This is a genomic window from Pseudomonas sp. UBA4194, from assembly GCF_002379585.1.
GTDB lineage: Bacteria > Pseudomonadota > Gammaproteobacteria > Pseudomonadales > Pseudomonadaceae > Aquipseudomonas.
Genome location: NZ_DFUE01000025.1, coordinates 101,708 through 123,657, shown reverse-complemented (window position 1 = coordinate 123,657; position 21,950 = coordinate 101,708). Strand labels below are relative to the sequence as shown.

17 protein-coding genes are annotated in these 21,950 nt (G+C 62.2%); 12 read left to right on the top strand and 5 right to left on the bottom strand.

All coding sequences use genetic code 11. The features are described 5' to 3' along the window. Positions 1-58: 58 nt before the first annotated feature. From leuA to xseA, 3 genes are all read right to left on the bottom strand, one after another. Positions 59-1,729, bottom strand: a complete 1,671-nt coding sequence (gene leuA / locus B3397_RS07440) for a 2-isopropylmalate synthase (protein ID WP_296248674.1) — start codon at positions 1,727-1,729, stop codon at positions 59-61. Between the two features lie 361 nt (positions 1,730-2,090). Then, the gene (locus tag B3397_RS07435; RefSeq protein ID WP_296248672.1) at positions 2,091-2,912 is read right to left on the bottom strand and encodes a peptidoglycan DD-metalloendopeptidase family protein; all 822 of its coding nucleotides are present in this window, start codon (positions 2,910-2,912) and stop codon (positions 2,091-2,093) included. 3 nt (positions 2,913-2,915) lie between these two features. Next, positions 2,916-4,295 (bottom strand): exodeoxyribonuclease VII large subunit, encoded by a 1,380-nt coding sequence (gene xseA / locus B3397_RS07430; RefSeq protein ID WP_296248671.1) that lies wholly within the window; start codon positions 4,293-4,295, stop codon positions 2,916-2,918. A gap of 132 nt (positions 4,296-4,427) precedes the next feature. On the opposite strand from xseA, the gene B3397_RS07425 reads away from it, so the two are divergent. The 6 genes from B3397_RS07425 (at position 4,428) to B3397_RS07400 (ending at position 10,038) form a co-directional block, all read left to right on the top strand. Then, on the top strand, positions 4,428-5,171 hold the full coding sequence (locus tag B3397_RS07425) for a sulfite exporter TauE/SafE family protein (protein ID WP_296248669.1): 744 nt from the start codon (positions 4,428-4,430) through the stop codon (positions 5,169-5,171). Positions 5,172-5,225: 54 nt separating this feature from the next. Further along, complete coding sequence (locus tag B3397_RS07420) at positions 5,226-5,783, top strand: sugar ABC transporter ATPase (RefSeq protein ID WP_296248667.1); 558 nt, start codon at positions 5,226-5,228, stop codon at positions 5,781-5,783. An 83-nt stretch (positions 5,784-5,866) separates the two neighbouring features. After that, entirely contained in the window at positions 5,867-7,336 is a 1,470-nt protein-coding gene (gene guaB, locus B3397_RS07415; RefSeq protein WP_296248665.1) for an IMP dehydrogenase, read from the top strand. A 115-nt stretch (positions 7,337-7,451) separates the two neighbouring features. Continuing rightward, on the top strand, positions 7,452-9,029 hold the full coding sequence (gene guaA, locus B3397_RS07410) for a glutamine-hydrolyzing GMP synthase (RefSeq protein ID WP_296248663.1): 1,578 nt from the start codon (positions 7,452-7,454) through the stop codon (positions 9,027-9,029). A 326-nt stretch (positions 9,030-9,355) separates the two neighbouring features. After that, positions 9,356-9,610, top strand: coding sequence for a FitA-like ribbon-helix-helix domain-containing protein (locus tag B3397_RS07405; RefSeq protein ID WP_296248661.1), 255 nt, complete (start codon positions 9,356-9,358; stop codon positions 9,608-9,610). Then, complete coding sequence (locus tag B3397_RS07400) at positions 9,607-10,038, top strand: type II toxin-antitoxin system VapC family toxin (RefSeq protein WP_296248658.1); 432 nt, start codon at positions 9,607-9,609, stop codon at positions 10,036-10,038. The genes B3397_RS07405 and B3397_RS07400 overlap by 4 nt, the downstream gene beginning before the upstream one ends. A 111-nt stretch (positions 10,039-10,149) precedes the next feature. On the opposite strand, the gene B3397_RS07395 is transcribed toward B3397_RS07400, so the two are convergent. Continuing rightward, positions 10,150-13,029 carry a membrane-targeted effector domain-containing toxin gene (locus B3397_RS07395; RefSeq protein WP_296248656.1) on the bottom strand — a complete coding sequence of 960 codons (2,880 nt, stop codon included), beginning with the start codon at positions 13,027-13,029 and terminating at the stop codon, positions 10,150-10,152. 263 nt (positions 13,030-13,292) lie between these two features. On the opposite strand from B3397_RS07395, the gene B3397_RS07390 reads away from it, so the two are divergent. From B3397_RS07390 to tadA, 4 genes are all read left to right on the top strand, one after another. Then, on the top strand, positions 13,293-13,565 hold the full coding sequence (locus B3397_RS07390) for a hypothetical protein (RefSeq protein WP_296248654.1): 273 nt from the start codon (positions 13,293-13,295) through the stop codon (positions 13,563-13,565). A gap of 4 nt (positions 13,566-13,569) precedes the next feature. After that, positions 13,570-14,085 carry a helix-turn-helix transcriptional regulator gene (locus B3397_RS07385; protein ID WP_296248653.1) on the top strand — a complete coding sequence of 172 codons (516 nt, stop codon included), beginning with the start codon at positions 13,570-13,572 and terminating at the stop codon, positions 14,083-14,085. Between the two features lie 66 nt (positions 14,086-14,151). Beyond that, positions 14,152-15,525: a multicopper oxidase family protein gene (locus B3397_RS07380; RefSeq protein ID WP_296248651.1), complete on the top strand. Its 1,374-nt coding sequence runs from the start codon at positions 14,152-14,154 to the stop codon at positions 15,523-15,525. A gap of 3 nt (positions 15,526-15,528) precedes the next feature. Continuing rightward, entirely contained in the window at positions 15,529-16,008 is a 480-nt protein-coding gene (gene tadA, locus B3397_RS07375; RefSeq protein WP_296248648.1) for a tRNA adenosine(34) deaminase TadA, read from the top strand. A 48-nt stretch (positions 16,009-16,056) separates the two neighbouring features. Here tadA and mltF read toward each other — a convergent pair whose 3' ends face one another. Beyond that, positions 16,057-17,517 carry a membrane-bound lytic murein transglycosylase MltF gene (gene mltF / locus B3397_RS07370; RefSeq protein ID WP_296248646.1) on the bottom strand — a complete coding sequence of 487 codons (1,461 nt, stop codon included), beginning with the start codon at positions 17,515-17,517 and terminating at the stop codon, positions 16,057-16,059. Positions 17,518-17,726: 209 nt separating this feature from the next. Here mltF and purL point away from each other — a divergent pair, with 209 nt between their 5' ends. After that, on the top strand, positions 17,727-21,626 hold the full coding sequence (purL, locus tag B3397_RS07365; protein WP_296248644.1) for a phosphoribosylformylglycinamidine synthase: 3,900 nt from the start codon (positions 17,727-17,729) through the stop codon (positions 21,624-21,626). 4 nt (positions 21,627-21,630) lie between these two features. After that, the gene (cutA, locus tag B3397_RS07360) at positions 21,631-21,942 is read left to right on the top strand and encodes a YqfO family protein (RefSeq protein ID WP_296248642.1); all 312 of its coding nucleotides are present in this window, start codon (positions 21,631-21,633) and stop codon (positions 21,940-21,942) included. The last annotated feature ends 8 nt before the right edge of the window (positions 21,943-21,950 follow it).

Sequence of the window (21,950 nt, the reverse complement as noted above, 5' to 3'; positions counted from 1 at the left end):
GGGGAGAGGGGGCTAGAAGCGCACGGCGTACGGCTTCTTCACAACATCTACAATTCCATCAAGCCGCTTTCGCTTCCTGCTGGCTCAGCGACCGATTCAACGCACTGAACAGCGCCTTGAAGCTCGCGGTGGTGATGTTCTCATCCACACCCACCCCGTGTACGGGCCGTCCACCCGCCACGCGCAGCTCGATGTAGGCCGCTGCCTTGGCGTTGGTCCCCGCGCCGATCGCGTGCTCGTTGTAGTCCATGATCTCCACGGCAATCGGCATCGACGCCACCAGGGCTTCCAGGGCGCCATTGCCCTTGCCGCGCCAGTGGTGGGTCTCGCCATCGCTGTGCACTTCCACGTCCACGGCGCTGTTGCCGTTCTCTTCCTGCAGGCGATGGCTGATCAGCGCGTAGGGGGTGTTGGCCTGCAGATACTCTTTGCGCAACAAACCGTAGATCTGCTGGGCAGTCATTTCCAGGCCCAGCCGGTCGGTTTCGCCCTGTACCACCTGGCTGAACTCGATCTGCATGCGGCGCGGCAGGCTGATGCCGTATTCCTGTTCCAGCAGGTAGGTGATGCCGCCCTTGCCGGACTGGCTGTTGACCCGAATCACCGCTTCGTAGCTGCGACCGATATCGGCTGGGTCGATCGGCAGGTACGGCACTTCCCACAAGGTGCCGTCCTTCTGCTGGGTGAAGCCTTTGCGAATGGCGTCCTGGTGCGAGCCGGAGAATGCGGTGTGCACCAGGTCACCCACGTACGGATGGCGTGGGTGCACAGGGATCTGGTTGCATTCTTCAACCACCTTGCGAATGCCGTCGATGTCGGAGAAATCCAGCTCGGGGTTCACGCCCTGGGTGTAGAGGTTCAAGCCCAAGGTCACCAGGTCGACGTTACCGGTACGCTCGCCGTTGCCGAACAGGCAGCCTTCGACGCGATCGGCGCCGGCCATCAGGCCCAGTTCGGTAGCGGCCACGCCAGTGCCCCGGTCGTTGTGAGTGTGCAGGCTCAGCAGCACGCTGTCGCGACGGTTGATATGGCGGCCGAACCACTCGATCTGGTCGGCGTAGATATTGGGCGTGGACACTTCAACAGTGGCCGGCAGGTTGAGGATCACCTTGTTCTCGGGCGTCGGGTTCCACACCTCAATGACCGCATCGCAGACTTCCTTGGCGAACTCCAGCTCGGTGGCGCTGAAAGTCTCCGGGGAGTATTGGAAGGTCCACTGGGTTTCAGGCTGCTGGGCGGCGTATTTCACGAACAGCTTGGCCGCGTTCACGGCGATGTCCTTGACGCCTTGCTTGTCCTGGTTGAAGACAATCTTGCGGAAAGACGGCGAGGTGGCGTTGTAGAGGTGAACGATGGCTTTCTTCGCGCCCTTGAGCGATTCGAAGGTGCGGGCAATCAGGTCTTCGCGGGCTTGGGTCAGCACCTGGATGGTGGTGTCGTCCGGGATGTGGCCGTCTTCGATCAGGGTGCGCACGAAGTCGAAATCAGTTTGCGAGGCCGAGGGAAACGACGCCTCGATCTCTTTCACGCCCACCGCCACCAGAGTCTTCCAGAAGCGCAGCTTCTTGACGGCATCCATGGGCTCGATCAGCGATTGGTTGCCGTCGCGCAGGTCCGAGCTGCACCAGATGGGCGCCGTGGTGATGGACTTCGATGGCCAGGTGCGGTCCGGCAAGTCGATGGTCGGGAACGCGCGGTACTTCGTCGAAGGGTCTTTGAGCATGGTCATGGTGCGAATCCTTGGTGAGCAGCCTAGTGAAAAGGGCCTGCCGGTCAATCGAAAAGAGGAGGGCGAGGCGACGCGTTTCAGCCAGGCAGTCGGGCACTGACCAGGCAGAGGCTGCGGTGTTGGCGAAGCTGAATGAGGGTGTGGGCGGTTTCCATGGCCTCAACCCTAACCATTGAGGTGAAAGATGGCAAGGGTGTTGAGAAAATTGGTAGGGGCGTGCGCGGCGTGGAATTAAATAGGATTTAATTGCTGGTAAATCTGTAGAACTTACCGGGAATTGCGGTGCTATTGAGCCGTGCGCAATGCGTGGGATCGGCAGCGTGCCTATCGCGGGCAGAGCCCGCTCCTACAAAAGCTCGGTCTACGGCTGGAACGCATTGATGAAGATTGCAGGGTCCACTCGCGCATCGTTCAGGCTCACGTTCCAGTGCATATGCGGCCCTGTGGCTCGTCCGGTCGAACCTACCCGCCCGACCACGGCGCCGCGCACCAGGCTCTGCCCGACCTTCACATCGATCTTGGACATATGGCAGAACATGCTCATAAACCCTTGGCCGTGGTCGACGAACACGGTATTGCCGTTGAAGAAGTAATTCCCCACCAGAATCACCTTGCCATTGGCCGGGGTCTTGATTGGCGTGCCGGCGGGCACCGCGAAATCCAACCCTGCATGAGGGTTGCGTTCCTCGCCATTGAAGAAGCGCCGCACGCCGAACTTGCTCGACAAGGGCCCGGTGACTGGCTTGTCCAGCAGCAGGTTGCTCGGCGTGCCTGGGCTGAAGCTGCGATAGGCGCGGATCTGTTCGGCGAGCTCGGCGTCGATGCGTTTCAGGTCGGCAGGGTTCGGGTTCACCTGTCGGGTGTTCTTCAGGGTAATGCGCTGCTCAGGGTATTTCTTGCTGCCCACCTCGAAGGGCAGGGCGCGACCGCCAACGCTGACCTGCGCAGTGCCGGGCTTGACCGTCAGGGGGATACCGACGATTGCGCGCCAGGTGCCTTGCTCGTTTACCACCAGTACCGGCTTGCCGTCGTAGGTGGCCTTCGGCGCTGCGCTGCCGCTGCCCAGGTCCACTACCGCCACGCCCCCTGGCACCGGCTTGTTCAGCAGGCGGGTGATGTAGCTGTCGGCGTGGGCGGTGAAGGGCAGGCACAGCATCAGGGTCAAGGCGAGCAGACGGGGCATGTATCAGTCCAATAAAGAGAGAGTGACCGGGGTCAGGTGGTTGTCTTCGACACGTACGTCCAATTCACCTTCGCCCAGGCGGGCTTTGAGCCGCTGGCCAGGATGGGTCTGTTCGGCCTTGCGAATGGCCTTGCCACGCTCGTCCAGCAGAATGCTGTAGCCGCGACCCAGGGTGGCCAGCGGGCTGACCACGTTGAGTGTCTGCGCCTGACTCTGCAATTGCAGGCGGCGCGCCTTCAGGCCTTCGCGCATGGCCCGAGGCAAGCGCTCGGCCAAGCCGTCGATGCGTTGCTTGAGCATGGCCAGTACGCGCCCTGGGTGCTGGCCGGCCAGGCGAGTATCCAGATGAGCGAGACGGTGACGACGTGCGTTCATCTGCTGCGCGAAGGCGCGGCGCAGACGCATGTCCAGGTCATCCAAGCGTTGAGCCTGCTGACGCAGCCGCTCGCCAGGATGGCGCAGGCGCCGGGCCATGCCGTCCAGGCGCAGGCGGTCGTGGGCCAGGCGATTGCGGATGCGCATCACCAGGCGCCGCTGCAAGCTGTCGAGGCGCCGTTGCAGGTCGCTGGTGTCGGGGGCCAGCAGCTCGGCGGCAGCCGAAGGCGTAGGCGCGCGGACGTCGGCCACGAAGTCGCTGATGGACACATCGGTTTCGTGGCCGACGGCGCTGACGATCGGGGTGATGCAAGCATCCACGGCGCGCGCTACGGCTTCCTCGTTGAAGCACCACAGGTCTTCCAAAGAGCCGCCGCCGCGGGCCAGGATGATGGCATCGAAGCCGCGACCATCGGCCAGGCGCAGCGCCTTGACGATCTGTGCGGTGGCTTCGCGACCTTGCACGGCGGTGGGGATCAGGGTCAGCTCGACCTGTGGCGCGCGGCGGCGGAACACACTGATGATGTCGCGAATCACCGCGCCGGTGGGCGAGCTGACGATACCGATGCGCTGCGGGTGAGCGGGCAAGGCCACCTTGCGCTCGGCACTGAACAGGCCTTCGGCGCTGAGTTTTTCCTTCAGCGCGTCGAACGCCATGCGCAAGGCGCCGTCACCGGCTGGCTCCACGGTGTCGAGGATCAGTTGATAGTCGCCACGGCCCTCGAACAGCGAGACCTTGCCGCGCACCTTCACCGCTGCGCCGTCCTTCAACACCTGACGCACGCGCTGGGCATTGTTGCGAAACAGCGCGCAGCGCACCTGGGCGCCACTGTCCTTGAGCGTGAAATAGACGTGACCGGAGGCAGGGCGGGCGAGATTGGAGATTTCGCCCTCTACCCAGATGTTGCTGAACACGTCTTCGAGCAGCACGCGGGCACGGCCGTTGAGCTGGCTGACGGTAAGGACCTCGCGGTCCAGGTTGAGGCGGGCGAAGGGGTCTTTGATCATGGGAGGGGATGATAAAGCGATTCGGAGGCGGCGTCTTCTGTGGTGTGGGGCAGGGGACCACTCACCACCGTTCCAGCAGATTGACTCCCAGCCCCTCCCTACGCCACAGTCCAGAAAAAAGGAATCTCCTGCATGGACTTTACCGCACTGGACTGGAGCCTGATCCTCCTCGCCACCTGCGCCGCCTATATCGTCTTCGGCATCGCCGGCTTCGGCACCGCCCTGGTTGCCGGCCCCCTATTGATCCATTTCATGCCCCTGTCCACTATCATCCCGCTGCTGGTGGTCCTGGACTTCATCGCCGCCTTCGGCAATCTCCTGCCCTCACGGCAAGCGGTGGTCGGCAGTGAGCTCAAGCGCCTGCTGCCGTTCATGGCCCTGGGCTGCACCGTGGGTGTGGTCTTCCTGCTCAACCTCAAATCCGACCTGTTGCTGCTGATGATGGGCCTGTTCATCACCGGCTACGCCCTTTATATGCTCGCGGTGAAAGTAAAACCTGCCAGGCTGTCGGCGTTCTGGGCCGTGCCCATGGGTACCGTGGGCGGTCTGTTTGGCGCACTGTTCGGCAGCGGTGGATTTCTCTACGCCCTGTATCTCAGTGCTCGCCTGGAAGACAAACAACAAGTGCGCGCCACCCAGAGTGCGCTGATCAGCTGCAGCACGGTGGTGCGCCTGGGCCTGTTCACCGTTGCCGGCGTCTACGGTGATCTGCAGCTGCTGCTGACCGCCGTCTGTCTATTACCCGCCATGGCCTTGGGCCTGTGGATAGGCCGACGCCTGACCCTGAAAATGTCCCGCGAAGCCTTCGTACGCCTGGTCACCTGGCTGGTACTGGTCAGCGGTCTCACCTTGATCTACCGTTATTTCAGCGCTTGACCTGTGCCGGCAGGTGATTATCCTGCCCGCTTCTCGCATGTCCCAGGCTGTTGCATGAATACCCAGAACATTCTTGTCCCGCGCATTTCCACCCTGCCAGTGCCCGAACCTCGTGCGCGGGCGATTCTGCGCTGGCTGGTGCGCAAGGAGATCGTCGAGGAGCAATTGAGTACCTGTGGCCGCACCGGCAACCGCATGGCCTACGCCATCGGCCCCGGCGCGCGGCACGTGGTCGAGCAACCCGACCTGCTGCCTTACGGCGAAAGCGTCAACGGCCTGGAAGTGGTCACTGATCGCTGCATCTTCACGCCCGTCGACGGCTTCCTGCACGAAGCCGGTTGCCCCGAATGCCGCAAGGAAGTCGGCGAGGCGTTGTTCGACAGCCTCGAGGAGTGGATGCCCGGCGTCACCGATAACTTCACCTGCCCGCTGTGCGGCCATGAAGACGACATCAACGGCTTTCTGTTCCTGCAGCCGTGCGCGTTCTCCAATCTGGGTTTCATCTTCAATAATTGGGGCAACACCGCGTTCAAGCCGGCCTTTATCGCTGAGTTCGCCGATTGGCTGGATCAGCCGATCGCGCAGGTGCGGGTAAAGTTCCAGGACAATTGAGCCCAACACGATCTTTGCCTTTCGCACACCGCCATGTATGGGTATAATGGCGCGCTTCCATTTTCCCGCCCGGGAGCCCCCGCATGCTGCGTATCAGCCAAGAAGCCCTGACCTTCGACGACATTCTCCTAGTGCCCGGTTATTCCGAAGTACTGCCTAATGAAGTCAGCCTCAAGACCCGTTTGACCCGAGGCATCGAGCTGAACATCCCGCTGATCTCCGCGGCGATGGACACCGTGACCGAAGCCCGTCTTGCCATTGCCATGGCACAGGAAGGCGGTATCGGGATCATCCACAAGAACATGACCATCGAGCAGCAAGCTGCCGAAGTGCGCAAGGTCAAGAAGTTCGAGGCCGGCGTGGTCAAGGACCCGATCACCATCGAAGCCGACGCCAGCGTTCGTGACCTGTTCGAACTGACCAGTCTGCACAATATCTCCGGCGTACCGGTGCTGCACGATGGCGACCTGGTCGGCATCGTCACCTCCCGCGACGTGCGTTTCGAAAACCGCCTCGACATCCCCGTCCGTGAAGTGATGACGCCCAAAGAGCGTCTGGTCACCGTGCGTGAAGGCGCCGACAAGGAGCTGGTGCGCGATCTGCTGCACAAGCACCGCATCGAAAAGGTCCTGATCGTCGACGGCGAGTTCCACCTCAAGGGCATGATGACCGTCAAGGACATCGAGAAAGCCAAGGCCTACCCGCTGGCCAGCAAGGACGACCAGGGTCGTCTGCGCGTCGGCGCGGCGGTCGGTACCGGCAAGGACACCGGCGAGCGCGTCAGCGCCCTGGTCGCCGCCGGCGTCGACGTGGTGGTGGTCGACACCGCCCACGGTCACTCCAAGGGCGTGATCGACCGCGTGCGTTGGGTCAAGCAGAACTTCCCTGACGTGCAGGTCATCGGTGGCAACATTGCCACGGGTGAAGCCGCCAAGGCTCTGGCCGAAGCGGGCGCCGATGCGGTCAAGGTCGGTATCGGCCCAGGCTCCATCTGCACCACCCGTATCGTTGCCGGTGTCGGCGTGCCGCAGATCAGCGCCATCGCCAACGTCGCCGCAGCGCTGGAAGGCACTGGTGTGCCGTTGATCGCCGACGGCGGTATCCGCTTCTCCGGTGACCTGTCCAAGGCCATCGTTGCCGGTGCCTACTGCGTGATGATGGGCTCGATGTTTGCCGGTACCGAAGAAGCACCCGGCGAGATCGAACTGTTCCAGGGTCGTTCCTACAAGGCCTACCGTGGCATGGGTTCGCTGGGTGCAATGTCCCAGGCCCAGGGCTCGTCGGACCGCTACTTCCAGGACTCCTCGGCCGGTGCCGAGAAGCTGGTGCCGGAAGGTATCGAAGGCCGCGTGGCCTACAAGGGCGGCCTGTCGGCCATCATCCATCAGCTGATGGGTGGCCTGCGTTCTTCCATGGGTTACACCGGCAGCGCCGATATCCAGGAAATGCGCACCAAGCCCGAGTTCGTTCGCATCACCGGCGCCGGCATGGCTGAATCCCACGTCCACGACGTGCAGATCACCAAGGAAGCGCCGAACTATCGCGTGGGCTGACCCCGATAGTCCGCTCGCCGTGGTGCCCGTGCGCCACGGCAGCAGAAATTCAAGTAAGCGGGGCTGTTCATCACAGCCCCGTGTTGTTTCCGAATACATCTGACGAGAATGAGTCATGGCCCTCGACATTCACGCCCACCGTATCCTGATCCTCGATTTCGGTTCCCAGTACACCCAGCTGATCGCCCGTCGCGTGCGCGAGATCGGCGTGTACTGCGAACTGCACCCGTTCGACATGGACGATGAGGCGATTCGCGAATTCGCCCCGCGCGGCGTCATCCTCGCCGGCGGCCCGGAGTCGGTCCACGAAGCCAACAGCCCACGCTGCCCGCAGGCGGTATTCGACCTCGGCGTGCCGGTGTTCGGTATCTGCTACGGCATGCAGACAATGGCCGAGCAGTTGGGCGGCAAGGTCAGCGGTTCCGAGCTGCGTGAGTTCGGCTACGCGCGCGTTGACGTCGTTGGCAAGAGCCGCATCCTGGACGGCATCGAAGACCATGTCGACGCCGATGGCGTGTTTGGCCTGGACGTGTGGATGAGCCACGGTGACAAGGTCACCGACATCCCCAAAGGCTTCCACGTACTGGCCAGCACCCCGAGCTGCCCGATCGCCGGCATGTTCGACGACGAGCGCCACTACTACGGCGTGCAGTTCCACCCCGAAGTGACCCACACCAAGCAGGGTGAGCGCATCCTCTCGCGCTTCATCATCGACATCTGCGGCTGTGAAGCGCTGTGGACGCCGTCGAAGATCGCCGAAGATGCCATCGCCCAGGTCCGTGCCCAGGTGGGTACCGACAATGTGCTGTTGGGCTTGTCCGGCGGTGTCGACTCCTCGGTGGTCGCGGCCCTGCTGCACAAGGCCATTGGCGACCAGCTGACCTGCGTGTTCGTCGACAATGGCTTGTTGCGCCTGCACGAAGGCGAGCAGGTGATGGCCATGTTCGCCGAAAACATGGGCGTCAAAGTGATCCGCGCCAACGCCGAAGCCCAGTTCCTCGACAACCTGGCCGGCGAAGCCGACCCGGAGAAAAAGCGCAAGATCATCGGCCGTACCTTCATCGATGTGTTCGACGCCGAATCCTGCAAGCTGGACAACATCAAGTACCTGGCCCAGGGCACCATCTACCCCGACGTGATCGAGTCGGCCGGCGCCAAGAGCGGCAAGGCCCACGTGATCAAGTCCCACCACAACGTCGGTGGCCTGCCGGAAGAGATGAACCTCAAGCTGGTCGAGCCGCTGCGCGAGCTGTTCAAGGACGAAGTCCGTCGTCTGGGGCTGGAACTGGGCCTGCCATACGACATGGTCTACCGCCACCCATTCCCAGGCCCGGGCCTGGGCGTGCGTATCCTGGGTGAAGTGAAGAAGGAATACGCGGACCTGCTGCGTCGCGCCGATCACATCTTCATCGAAGAACTGCGCAAGGCCGACTGGTACCACAAGGTCAGCCAGGCGTTCGTGGTGTTCCAGCCAGTCAAGTCGGTAGGCGTGGTCGGCGATGGCCGCCGTTACGCTTGGGTAGTCGCCCTGCGTGCAGTGGAAACCATCGACTTCATGACCGCCCGCTGGGCACACCTGCCGTACGAACTGCTGGAAACCGTCAGCGGCCGCATCATCAACGAGATCGAAGGCATCTCGCGGGTGACCTACGACGTGTCGAGCAAGCCGCCGGCGACGATTGAGTGGGAATGATCCCCACCATGCCAGCGTAATCAAGAAGCCCGCATCATTGCGGGCTTCTTGCATTTTGGCGTCTGGCATTTCCGGCAGCGTCAATCAGCTCTTTTACGAGGTGCGGATGGGCTGTTCAATCTCTGGTCAACCGATGACCCATGGGCACTTCGCTAGGGGCGTCAGCAATCCGCGATTATGAGGGTCGACCGAGGGCCGATCGATGGCGTGATGAGTGAGGTGTCATGTCAAAACACGAAACGCTGAGCGGTAGTATCCCGATCTTGCGAGAATGACTGCATTGTTGTATTTTTGATGTCATTGAATGCGTTTTGTGAGGTATGACTATGGCAATCCTGACGGTAAGAAATGTGCCAGATGAAGTGCATCGCGCCATTCGCGTTCGGGCCGCTCAGCATGGCCGTAGCGCAGAAGCAGAGGTTCGAGAAATCCTGGCTAATGCGGTGAAGCCTCCTCAGCGTCTGCGGCTCGGTGCCGCCCTGGCAGAGCTGGGTAAGAACGTAGGCCTGACCAATGAAGACTTCGCAGTGCTTGACCAGGTGCGCGACACGACCCCAGCGGAACCGATGAGGTTTGAATGATCGTCCTGGACACCAATGTTGTATCTGAGGCGATGAAGCCAACACCAGACCCAAAGGTTCGGGACTGGCTAAACGAACAAGCAGCGGACACGCTTTATCTTTCCAGCGTGAGCATCGCTGAATTGACGTTCGGAATTGCTGCACTGCCAGTCGGTAAGCGTAAAAACATGCTGGACAAGGCCTTTGAAGGACTTCTTGGGTTGTTCGAAGGGCGAGTGCTGGACTTCGATACAGGTGCGGCACGTTGCTATGCAGGATTGGCTATAACTGCCAGAGGCCGTGGAAGAGGGTTCCCAACGCCTGACGGATATATTGCAGCGATTGCAGCATCACGTGGGTTTATCGTGGCGTCACGGGATACCGCTCCGTACGAGGCAGCAGGTGTAACAGTCATAAATCCTTGGGTCCCCACGCGATTGAACACCTGAAACTGCAGTGTGAAAAACGCCAGTACGTGGAGCGACCTGCCACATCTGTGACTACCCCTCGAAACCACTGCCAAGCACCCGAGACACGCAGTCTCGGGCATTTGGATAGGCTCAGCCCACGTGCTTCATCCCGCTCAGCGTCAGCGCTGTGATGAGCTCGCTGGTGCTGTTGAAGCGTCGGCCGTGCACTGAAGGCCACTTCGGCCGTTCGATGTAGATGAACGCGCCTGCACGCTTGATCGGCGTGTACACCAGGCTGCCGTCGCCGCTGCGATGCACCAGTTGTTTGCTGCCGCGGACGGTGTCCAGGGTGAACAGGCCTGGACGATTGAGTTGCTGATCCAGGTCTCGTTCGGCGGTGAGGGTGCCCATTTCGTAATGCAGGTCACTCTTGACGAACCCGGCGCTGCCACTGATATCCAGATCGGGAAGGTGGCGTCCAGCGTCGATGCGCACACCGTGCACAGCGTTGCTGGCCACGTCTTCGACCCGAATACCGATAGCGCCTTCCAGTTCGCTGATGCCGGGCACGCGGCGGAAGGTATTGGCGTGGGTGTTGCCCACCAGCGCGACCCATTTGCTACTGCCGCGTATGGCCTGGTCGGACTGGATTACGGTGTGGGCGAAGTAATTGAGCATCTGCGTGCGCACATTGCCTTGGGCATCGCTCAATCCGGCCTGACGATAGCTGGCAGCGCAGTCCAGCGCCTGAATACGGATGTGGTGCTGGTTGGCGCTGCGGACCAGTTCCAGAAAGGTGTAGCGGCCCTGGGGGTCGGTGTGGAAGCCGCGGTCGATGCGCTCCAGGTAGGTCTGCAGTCCTTCGGGCAGGGTCCCGGTGCGGGCGTAGGTGTCCAGGTCGACCTGGTGATAGTCGGTCAGCAGGTGCTCCATGAACAGTGTGCGCACGCGCTGCTTGGCCAGCAGTGCCATGTTGTCGATGAGGAATTTCTTGCTGGCAATGCTGGCGTGGCTTTCCCCGATCACCATGCCGTTGGCCTTGCCGTACACCGCTTTGATAAGGGTGGGCTCGGAAGCGACGCTGTCCAGTAGCGGCAGGGAGGGGCGGGGTGGGAGTTGGAAACTGGCCAGAAAATCCTCTGCATCGGTGCGCAGAGTCTGGCGGATGCTGCGCATTTGCTCGTAAGGATCGATTTCACCCGGTTGCAGCAAGTTGGCTCGTTCACCACTGAGCAGCTTGTCCTCCAGGCCTTGAGCCATGTTGCGCAGGCGCTCGCGCAGGCTCACCGGCACGTCGTAGCGAAAGGTGGGGGTCAGTGCGGTAACGACTTCGGCCACGGCGCGGCCCCAGGGTTTTTTGCCGAAGATGCCACCCCCTCCCTTCAGGCCACCGGTGGCCATGGGTTGCCATACGCCGTCCACATCCAGGCGCACGGGTACGCTGCCGTAGAAGGAGAATGGGTTGGCGGGGTCCACCACGGCCCAGCAGTTGAGATCCTTGACCCAGCGCACCTGATAGGCCATTTCGTCGATCTGGATGTGGGTCTGCCCGGCTTCATTAAGGTAGACGCCGCGCATCCTGCCCTGTCCTGCACTGAGCTGGCCCTCGAGCAGTTCATTGGTTTCCAGAGGCGCCAGGGCTTCGGCGGCTTCCAGTGGTGCCAGGGGCGCGGGCAGCAAGGGTTTGATCTCGGCCAGTTCGACGCGCGCCTTGAGGGGTTCGAAAGCATCGGCCAGCGCGCTGCCGGCCGGCCACAGGAACAGGGCGTTGAACAGCGTGTCGATGGCACTGGTGATTGCGCCCAGCACGCCCGCGCGCCGTTGGGCGGTGGTATGGCCGTTGACCGCCTGATCGATGTTCAAGCCCATGTCCGACAACCCCGAACCCACCAGCGCCAGTGCCACCGGCCAGTCCAGCGCGGCCATGCCGCCGGCCACCCGGCTGAAGGCGTTGAGATAGCCGATCCACATCTGCTTGCGCAGGTCCGCGTTGGAGGTCAGCGACAGATCCATGTCGGCGTACATGCGCTGTTCGGTGCTGTGGCGCAGGAAGGTGAAAGGATCCTCGCTCAGGGCGACGGCGTACTTGTTGACTGACTTGTTGTGGCCCCAGCCGTAGAACAGCAGGTCAAGGGTGTGGTTGAGGCTGTCATCGGGGTCGGCGGTGCTATCCGACAACGGCCAGTGGGACAGGAAGCGCGCGCGGTTCTGGGCCATGTTGGTTTCCGACAACACCCACCAGTACAAGTCCTGCGGGCGTTCGAAGGCATGGAACGCCGTGACTTCCCCTGGCACGTACAGGTATTGCCAGCCGTCCTGGTCGACGATGCGCAGGATGTCGCTGGCCAGGCGGCCACTGATGTCGAACGCATACACCTTCAGCGTCTGCGAGGGCAGTACCTCGGCACGTAAGGTGGCCAAGGTCACTGGCCATTGCACCTCGCCCGCCACCGCCTTGACCACGATCTGGAACTGGCTGTCGGACAGGCGCAGCGCTTGGCGGTCTTCGAGGGCCTTGGCCAGATAGTTGGCCTTGGCCAGCAACCGAAAATCGTCGGCATGCTCGGCCCAGAAATGGTCGAGCTTGGCGCGGTATTCCTGGGCAAAGTCGATCCCCCACAGGTCATTGAGAACGTCGGCGGGCATGAGCCTCACTTCGTTGCTTTCGTTGTAGAGGTGGGCCTCCGGGCCTGCGCTGTAGAAGCCGCCCATCTGCTTGAGGTTGTCGGCGTTGTCCTGGTCGCTGGCTTCGAACCGATGCATCACCAACTGCGGCAGGGTCATGGATTGCACCGGCCTGCCCCAGTGCTCCCAGCCGGTGAAGCTGCGGGGGTTGCTGTCGGCGTTTTTCCAGCGATGCCACCAGACATCGTCCGGGTTGCCGGCCCGACCGGTGTGCTTGATCAGCAAGCGGCTGGCAATGTCGGCGGCCAGTTGGCGAACGTCCGGGCAGCGTCCGGCGATCTGAGCGGCGATGGCTTTGAGCGCGGCGAGGTCGGTGTTGTCCGGCGTGGAGTGCTCGAGGGTCATGAGGAATAGCTCCTGTTAGTGAGCCTCAAGCATCGGATGAGCGCAACATCAGACCCGTAGCACTATGTACCACCCGTACTGCGTAGCGCGGTTTGGCGCAGTGCTGCACTTGTGCCTGTGCGGGCGAGAGGATGGAGAAATGTCTGGTAGTGGGTTTCAGACTGCGCCAATGCCGTTCGGGACGGCATGCTTGTGTGCCTCGCTGGAAGCGATAAGGTTGTCAGTTGACAACCTGGCAGATCCTGAGACACTGGAGATGAGCATTGAAGCGATCCGTACACCCAAAAAAGGAAGTAGAGAAAGCGATCCAACACGCTGAGTGCCAGGGTTGGCGGATAAAAGTCGGGGGTGGTCATGCCTGGGGACAAATGTATTGCCCGTTCAACGATCAGGAGTGCCGATGTGGGGCGTTCTGTATAGCGAGCATCTGGAGCACTCCGAAAAATCCCGAGGCCCATGCCCGAAGTATCCGGCGAGTGGTCGACAATTGCGCACAACAGCAGACAAGGCAGCGAGCGCAGCCTATTGGAGATTGAAACAATGGACTATGAATTTACCCTGACGTACCAACTCGATCCGCACGATTGTGATCAGGCGGAAATAGTGGAGCGTATGGGCGCAGCGGGCTGCACGGATGCGCTGGTCGGCATCGGCAAGGTTGGCAGGCTTGCACTGCACTTCACTCGCCGGGCGGGCACTGCCCGCGAAGCTGTCTGCACTGCATTGAGGGATCTGCAGGCGATCATCCCTGGCGCCCGGTTGGTGGAGGCATCGCCTGATCTCGTCGGCTTGACCGACATCGCCGAACAGTTGGGCGTCTCGCGCCAGAACATGCGCAAACTGATGCTGGCTCACGACGCCGATTTTCCGCTGCCGGTCCATGAGGGTACGAGCAGCCTCTGGCACCTGTGCGAGGTGTTGGACTGGTTGCACGCCAGAGGCACCTATCAGATCGGTCCACCGCTTCGGGAAATGGCCTGGGCCAACTTCGCGATAAACCGGGCCAAGGAAGCTCGTCGACCGGGTCCGGAGATGTCGGATTGTTTCAAGCCTTAATCTTTCTCGTTTGCAGGTGTATCGTGTCGGCCCCCGCGCCCATGATTCAACGAGGTACCTTTATCCATGTCCTTTACACGTCGACAGATGCTCGGTGGCCTGGCCGGCCTCGCGGTGGTTGGCTTGGGTGCAGGAGGAACGGCGCGCTACTGGTTGGGTCGGCGAGACGATGATGCCGGACATGACTACGAATTGATTGCCGCGCCATTGGACGTCGAGTTGGTGGCGGGACATCAGACTCCGGCCTGGGCTTTCGGCGGCTCGGCGCCGGGTACTGAATTGCGCGTGCGCCAGGGTGAATGGCTGCGGGTGCGGTTCATCAATCACCTTCCCGTGGAAACCACTATCCATTGGCATGGCATTCGCCTGCCGCTGGAAATGGATGGCGTGCCCTATGTGTCGCAGTTACCGGTCAAGCCTGGCGAGTATTTCGACTACAGGTTCCGGGTGCCGGATGCCGGCAGCTATTGGTATCACCCCCACGTGTCCAGCAGTGAAGAACTGGGGCGTGGGCTGGTAGGGCCGCTGATCGTCGAGGAGCGCGAACCCACCGGGTTCGCCCACGAGGTAACGCTCAATCTGAAAAACTGGCACGTGGACGAAGAGGGCGCCTTCCTGCCGTTCAGCATCCCGCGAGAGGCGGCACGCAATGGGACTCTGGGACGGCTGTCGACCATCAACGGCGTACCCAAGCCCACCATCGACCTGCCCGCCGGTCAGATCGTGCGGGTGCGTTTGCTCAACGTGGACAACACCGCCACCTATCGTCTGAATTTCCGCGGCGATGCCCAGATGCGTCTCTATGCACTGGATGGCAACCCCATCGAACCGCGGCCATTGGGGAAGGATTACTGGATGGGACCGGGCATGCGTGTGTGCCTGGCCGTGAAAATGCCTGCCGCCGGCGAAGAGATTGCGGTGCGCGACGGCCCGGTACGGCTGGGTACCTTGCGCGCGGTGGCGACGGCCGATGCGCCGGGTGACTGGCCTGCGCCACTGCCGCCCAATCCTGTCGCCGAACCGGACCTGGCGAACGCCGAGAAGCTCAACTTCAACTTCGAATGGGTTGGCCAGGTGTCCGAAGACATTGGCGAAAAGCCGCCCAGCCTATGGCAAATCAACGGCGTGGCCTGGGATATTACCGACAAGACCTGCGCCGACCGACCCATTGCCCGAATGCAGCTCGGCAAGAGCTACATTCTTGAATTCAAGAACATGACGCAGTATCAGCACCCGATTCATCTGCACGGCATGAGTTTCAAGGTGATTGCATCCAATCGCCGCAAGATCATCCCGTACTTCACCGATACCTTCCTGCTCGGCAAGAACGAGCGTGCCCAGGTGGCGCTGGTAGCGGATAATCCCGGCGTCTGGATGTTCCATTGCCATGTGATCGACCACATGGAAACCGGACTCATGGCGGCTATCGAGGTGTCCTGAAGAGTGAAGCAACCCAAGATCATCGATCGCAGCCGCGATCAGTTTTTCATGGCCCAGGCGCTGGCGCTGGCGGCCCAGGGTGCTGCCCTGGGCGAGGTACCGGTAGGGGCTGTGGTGGTGCAGGATGGCGAAATCGTCGGGCAGGGTTTCAATTGCCCCATCAGCGGCAGCGATCCCAGTGCCCATGCCGAAATGGTCGCGATCCGCAATGCTGCCCAGGCGGCGCAGAACTATCGGCTGCCGGGCAGCACCCTGTACGTCACCCTTGAGCCCTGCAGCATGTGCGCCGGGTTGATCGTGCATGCGCGCATTGCCCGGGTGGTGTTCGGCGCGCTGGAGCCCAAAGCCGGCGTGGCGCAGAGCCAGGGACAGTTCTTCAGCCAGGGCTTCTTGAATCACCGGCTGCTGGTGGAGGGTGGAGTGATGGCCGAAGAGTGCGGGGCGATCTTGAGCGAGTTTTTCAGGGCGCGACGCAAGGGGTAGGCGCGATTCGTTGTGCAGGGGTTGCGGGCTCTGGCGGTCATCCCGCGCCTACAACGGCGGGGTCTGTTCGACCGGCTTGGACTTGTCCACACCCGGCACATGCAGGCTGCTCTCGGCCACCTGGCTGCCCTCCAGCTGCGGCTGGGTCACCCAGGTAAGGATGTCGTAGTAACGGCGAATGTTGGCCACGAAGTGGACCGGCTCACCGCCCCGGGCATAGCCGTAGCGGGTCTTGCTGTACCACTTCTTCTGCGACAGGCGCGGTAGCATTTTCTTCACGTCCAGCCACTTGTTCGGGTTCAAGCCCTCGCTCTCGGCCAGCTTGCGGGCGTCGTCCAGATGTCCACCGCCAACGTTATAGGCTGCCAGGGCGAACCAGGTACGATCGGGCTCTTCGATCTTTTCGTCGAGTTGGTCTTTCACGTAGGCAAAATACTTGGCGCCGCCGCTGATGCTCTGCTTAGGGTCCAGGCGATTGCTCACGCCCATGGCCTGAGCGGTGTTCTGGGTGAGCATCATCAAGCCCCGCACGCCGGTCTTGGACGTGACGCTGGCCTGCCACATGGACTCCTGATAACCAATGGCTGCCAGCAGTCGCCAGTCGACCTTTTCCGCCTTGGCCGACGACTGGAAGTTCTTTTCGAATTTGGGCAGGCGCTGTTGCAGGTGCTGGGCGAAGGTGTAGGCGCCCACATAGCCCAGCACGTCGACGTGGCCGTAGTAGCGATCCTTCAGACGCTGCAGGGTGCCATTCTTCTTGACCTTGTCGATGAAGGCATTGACCTCGTTGAGCAGGCTGGCGTCGTCGCCGCTGGCCACGGCCCAGCGCTGATCGCGGCCATCGCCCAGATCGAAGGCGACCCGCACGTTGGGAAAGTACACCTGATTCATGGCCACTTCGTTGGAGTCCACCAGGGTCAGGTCGATCTGGCCTTCGTCGACCATGCGCAGCAGGTCGACCACCTCCACCTGGTCCGATTCCTCATATTCAAGCCCGGGATACTGCTTCTTCAGCGCAGCCAGTTGCTCGGCGTGGCTGCTGCCTTTGAGCACCATGATTTTCTTGCCCACCAGATCGCCAGCGTCGGTGGGACGATTCTGGCCGTTACGGTAGATCACCTGCGGGGTGACTTCGAGGTAGGGGTGGGAGAATCGTGCCTGTTTATCGCGCGCTTCGCTGGTCACCAAGCCGGCGGCTGCCAGCACCGGCCCCTGAGGTTTGTCCAGGCCGGCAAACAGGTCATCGAGGTTGTCAGCCGTTTCTATCTTGAGCTCTACGCCGAGATCGTCGGCGAAACGCTTGACCAGCTCATATTCGAAACCGGTTTCACCATTGCGATCCTGAAAATAGGTGGCTGGGCTGTTGCGGGTAATGACGCGCAGCACACCGTCCTCCTTGACGCGCTCCAGGGTGCTGGGTTTATCAACACAGCCATTGAGCAGCAGCAGGAGTCCGGTAGCGGCGAGCCATTTGGCACAGCGCGAGCGTAAGACGGTCTGAGTGAACATGGGGAGCAGTATACGCAAAGCACTGCGTCAGCCATATCTCGACAGCATGTAGGGACTCTGCTAGAGCGCCGTAGGAAAAGTCGGCACATGGCAAAAATCCCCGCTTCAGGGCCCCGTACGTCGATTTTCCACGCGTCGGGTGCCTAGCTGAACGGTTTGCGCTAGAATGCACGGCCTCCAAGCACACCCCTTTCGAGGCTGTCCCGAAGATGTTGATCCTGCGCGGCGCTCCTGCCCTTTCTGCCTTTCGCCACGGTAAGTTACTCGAGCAACTGAGCCAGAAAGTCTCCGCTGTCAGCGGTTTGTACGCTGAATTCGCCCACTTCGCCGAAGTCAGCGGCGAGCTTGCAGAAGGCGACCAGCAAGTCCTGGCCCGCCTGCTCAAGTACGGCCCCAGCGTACCGGTCCAGGAGCCCAGCGGGCGCCTGTTTCTGGTGTTGCCGCGGTTCGGCACCATATCGCCCTGGTCAAGCAAGGCCAGCGACATCGCTCATAACTGCGGCCTGAGCCAGGTACAACGTCTGGAGCGCGGCGTTGCTTTTTATGTTGCCGGTGATTTCAGCGAAGACGATGCCCAGACCATCGCTGCCGTCCTGCACGACCGCATGACCCAGGTCGTGCTGACTCGCCTGGAGGACGCCGCCGGGCTGTTCAGCCATGCCGAGCCCAAGCCGCTGACCGCCGTCGACATCCTTGGCGGCGGCCGCGCCGCGCTGGAAAAAGCCAACGTCGAGCTGGGCCTGGCCCTGGCCGAAGACGAGATCGACTACCTGGTCACCAGCTTCCAGGGGCTTGCGCGCAACCCCCATGACATCGAACTGATGATGTTCGCCCAGGCCAACTCCGAGCACTGCCGTCACAAGATCTTCAACGCCAGTTGGGACATCGACGGCCAGAGCCAGGAAAAAAGCCTGTTCGGCATGATCAAGAACACCTACCAGATGCACAGCGAAGGCGTGCTCTCGGCCTACAAGGACAACGCTTCGGTGATTGTCGGCAGCGTCGCCGGGCGGTTCTTCCCCAACCCTGAAACCCGTCAATACGGCGCGGTGCAGGAACCTGTGCATATTCTAATGAAGGTCGAAACGCACAACCACCCGACCGCCATCGCGCCATTCCCGGGAGCCTCCACCGGTTCCGGTGGCGAGATCCGCGACGAAGGTGCTACCGGCCGTGGCGCCAAGCCCAAGGCTGGCCTGACCGGTTTCACCGTGTCCAACCTGAACATTCCAGGCTTCGTGCAGCCGTGGGAAAAGCCCTACGGCAAGCCCGAGCGCATCGTCACCGCGCTGGACATCATGATCGACGGCCCCCTGGGCGGCGCGGCGTTCAACAACGAATTCGGTCGTCCGGCCCTGACCGGTTACTTCCGTACCTTCGAGCAGAGCATCGACACCCCCCACGGCGAAGAAGTGCGCGGCTACCACAAGCCGATCATGCTGGCCGGTGGCATGGGTAACATCCGTGCCGAGCACGTCCAGAAAGGCGAGATCACCGTCGGCTCCAAGCTGATCGTGCTCGGTGGCCCGGCCATGCTCATCGGCCTGGGCGGCGGTGCGGCGTCCTCGATGGCCACCGGCACCAGCTCGGCCGACCTGGACTTCGCCTCGGTACAGCGCGAGAACCCGGAAATGGAGCGCCGTTGCCAGGAAGTCATCGACCGTTGCTGGCAATTGGGCGACAAGAACCCCATCAGCTTCATCCACGACGTCGGTGCGGGTGGGCTGTCCAACGCCTTCCCGGAGCTGGTCAACGACGGCGGCCGCGGTGGCCGTTTCGAACTGCGCAATGTGCCCAACGACGAGCCGGGCATGGCGCCGCTGGAAATCTGGAGTAACGAATCCCAGGAACGCTACGTGTTGGCAGTCGATGCCGCCGACTTCGAGCGCTTCCAGGCCATCTGCGAACGCGAGCGCTGCCCGTTCGCAGTCGTCGGCGAAGCAACGGCCGAGCCGCAACTGACCGTGACCGACAGCCACTTCGGCAACAGTCCGGTAGACATGCCGCTGGAAGTCCTGCTGGGCAAGGCGCCGCGCATGCACCGCAGCGCCGTTCGCGAGCAGGCGCTGGGGGATGATTTCGATCCGGCGCAGCTGGACCTGAGCGACTCGATCCAGCGCGTGCTGCATCACCCGGCGGTGGCCAGCAAGAGCTTCCTGATCACCATCGGCGACCGCACCATTACCGGCCTGGTGGCTCGCGACCAAATGGTCGGCCCGTGGCAGGTACCGGTGGCCGACGTCGCCGTGACCGCCACCAGCTTCGACGTCTACACCGGTGAAGCCATGGCCATGGGCGAGCGCACGCCGCTGGCACTGCTCGACGCCCCGGCCTCGGCACGCATGGCGGTAGGTGAAACCCTGACCAACATCGCGGCCTCCAGCATCGCCAGGATCTCCGACATCAAACTGTCGGCCAACTGGATGTCCGCCGCCGGTCACCCAGGTGAAGACGCTCGTCTGTACGACGCCGTCAAGGCCGTTGGCATGGAGCTGTGCCCCGAGCTGGGTATCACCATTCCGGTGGGCAAGGACTCCATGTCCATGAAAACCAAATGGAGCGAAGAGGGCGCCGAGAAGAGCGTGACGTCGCCGATGTCGCTGATCATCACCGGCTTCGCGCCTGTGGTCGATGTGCGCAAGACCTTGACCCCGCAGCTGCGCATGGACAAGGGCGAGACCGACCTGATCCTCATCGACCTGGGCCGCGGCCAGAACCGCATGGGCGCCTCGATCCTGGCCCAGGCTCACGGCAAGCTGGCCAGCCAGGCGCCGGACGTCGACGATGCCGAAGACCTCAAGGCCTTCTTCGCCGTCATCCAGGGGCTCAACGCCGACGGTCATCTGCTGGCTTACCACGATCGTTCCGACGGCGGCCTGCTGGCCAGCGTGGTCGAAATGGCCTTCGCCGGTCATTGCGGCTTGAACCTGCAACTGGCCACCGTGGCCCATAGCCGCGAAGAAGTCGCGGCCGTGCTGTTCAACGAAGAGCTGGGCGCGGTGATCCAGGTCCGCCAGGACGCCACCCCGACCATCCTTGCGCAGTTCAGCGCTGCGGGCCTGGGCAACGACTGCGTGGCGGTCATCGGCCAGCCGATCAACAACGGTGCGGTGAACATCGGCTACCACGACGAGGTGCTGTTCAGCGGCGAGCGCCGTCTGCTGCAACGTCAGTGGGCCGAGACCAGTTATCAGATCCAGCGTCTGCGCGACAACGCGGTCGGTGCCGATCAGGAGTTCGACGCGCTGCTGGAGGAAGACAATCCCGGCCTGAGCGTGAAGCTGAGCTACGACGTCAATGACGACGTGGCCGCGCCCTACATCAAGAAAGGCGTGCGCCCACAAGTGGCGGTGCTGCGCGAGCAGGGCGTCAACGGCCAGGTCGAAATGGCCGCGGCCTTCGACCGTGCCGGCTTCAATGCCATCGACGTGCACATGAGCGATATCCTTGCGGGCCGTGTGGACCTCAACGCGTTCAAGGGCCTGGTGGCCTGTGGCGGCTTCTCCTACGGTGACGTGCTCGGCGCCGGTGAAGGCTGGGCCAAGTCGGCGCTGTTCAATGCCCGCGCCCGGGATGCGTTCCAGCAATACTTCGAACGTACCGACAGCTTTACCCTGGGCGTGTGCAACGGTTGCCAGATGATGTCCAACCTGCACGAGCTGATTCCGGGCAGCGAATTCTGGCCGCACTTCGTGCGCAACCGCTCCGAGCAGTTCGAGGCGCGGGTGGCCATGGTTCAGGTACAGGAGTCCAACTCGATCTTCCTGCAGGGCATGGCGGGTTCACGCATGCCGATTGCCATCGCCCACGGCGAAGGGCACGCCGAATTTGCTTCGGCCGACGCCCTGCTCGAAGCCGATGTATCCGGCTGCGTGGCTCTGCGTTTCGTCGACAACCACGGCAAGGTCACCGAGCAGTACCCGGCCAACCCGAACGGCTCGCCGCGCGGGATCACCGGTCTGACCAGCCGCGACGGGCGTGTGACGATCATGATGCCGCACCCGGAGCGGGTGTTCCGTGCCGTGCAGAACTCCTGGCGCCCGGAAGAGTGGGATGAAGATGCGGCCTGGATGCGCATGTTCCGCAATGCTCGCGTGTGGGTGAACTAAGGGCGTGTTCAAGCTCGCCTTCTTTGTTCCCGACAGCCATGTGGAAGCAGTCAAGAGCGCCGTATTCGCCGCCGGTGGCGGGCGGATCGGCGCTTACGACTGCTGCGCCTGGCAGGTGCTGGGCCAGGGTCAGTTTCGCCCGCTGGACGGCAGCCAGCCGTTTCTTGGGCAAACCGGCCAGGTCGAGCGGGTCGAGGAATGGAAGGTGGAACTGGTGGTCAGCGATGAGCTGATCGAAGAGGTGGTGCAGGCGCTCAAGCAGGCCCACCCCTACGAAACACCGGCGTACGAGGTATGGCGACTGCACGCAATGTGAGTCGCCCA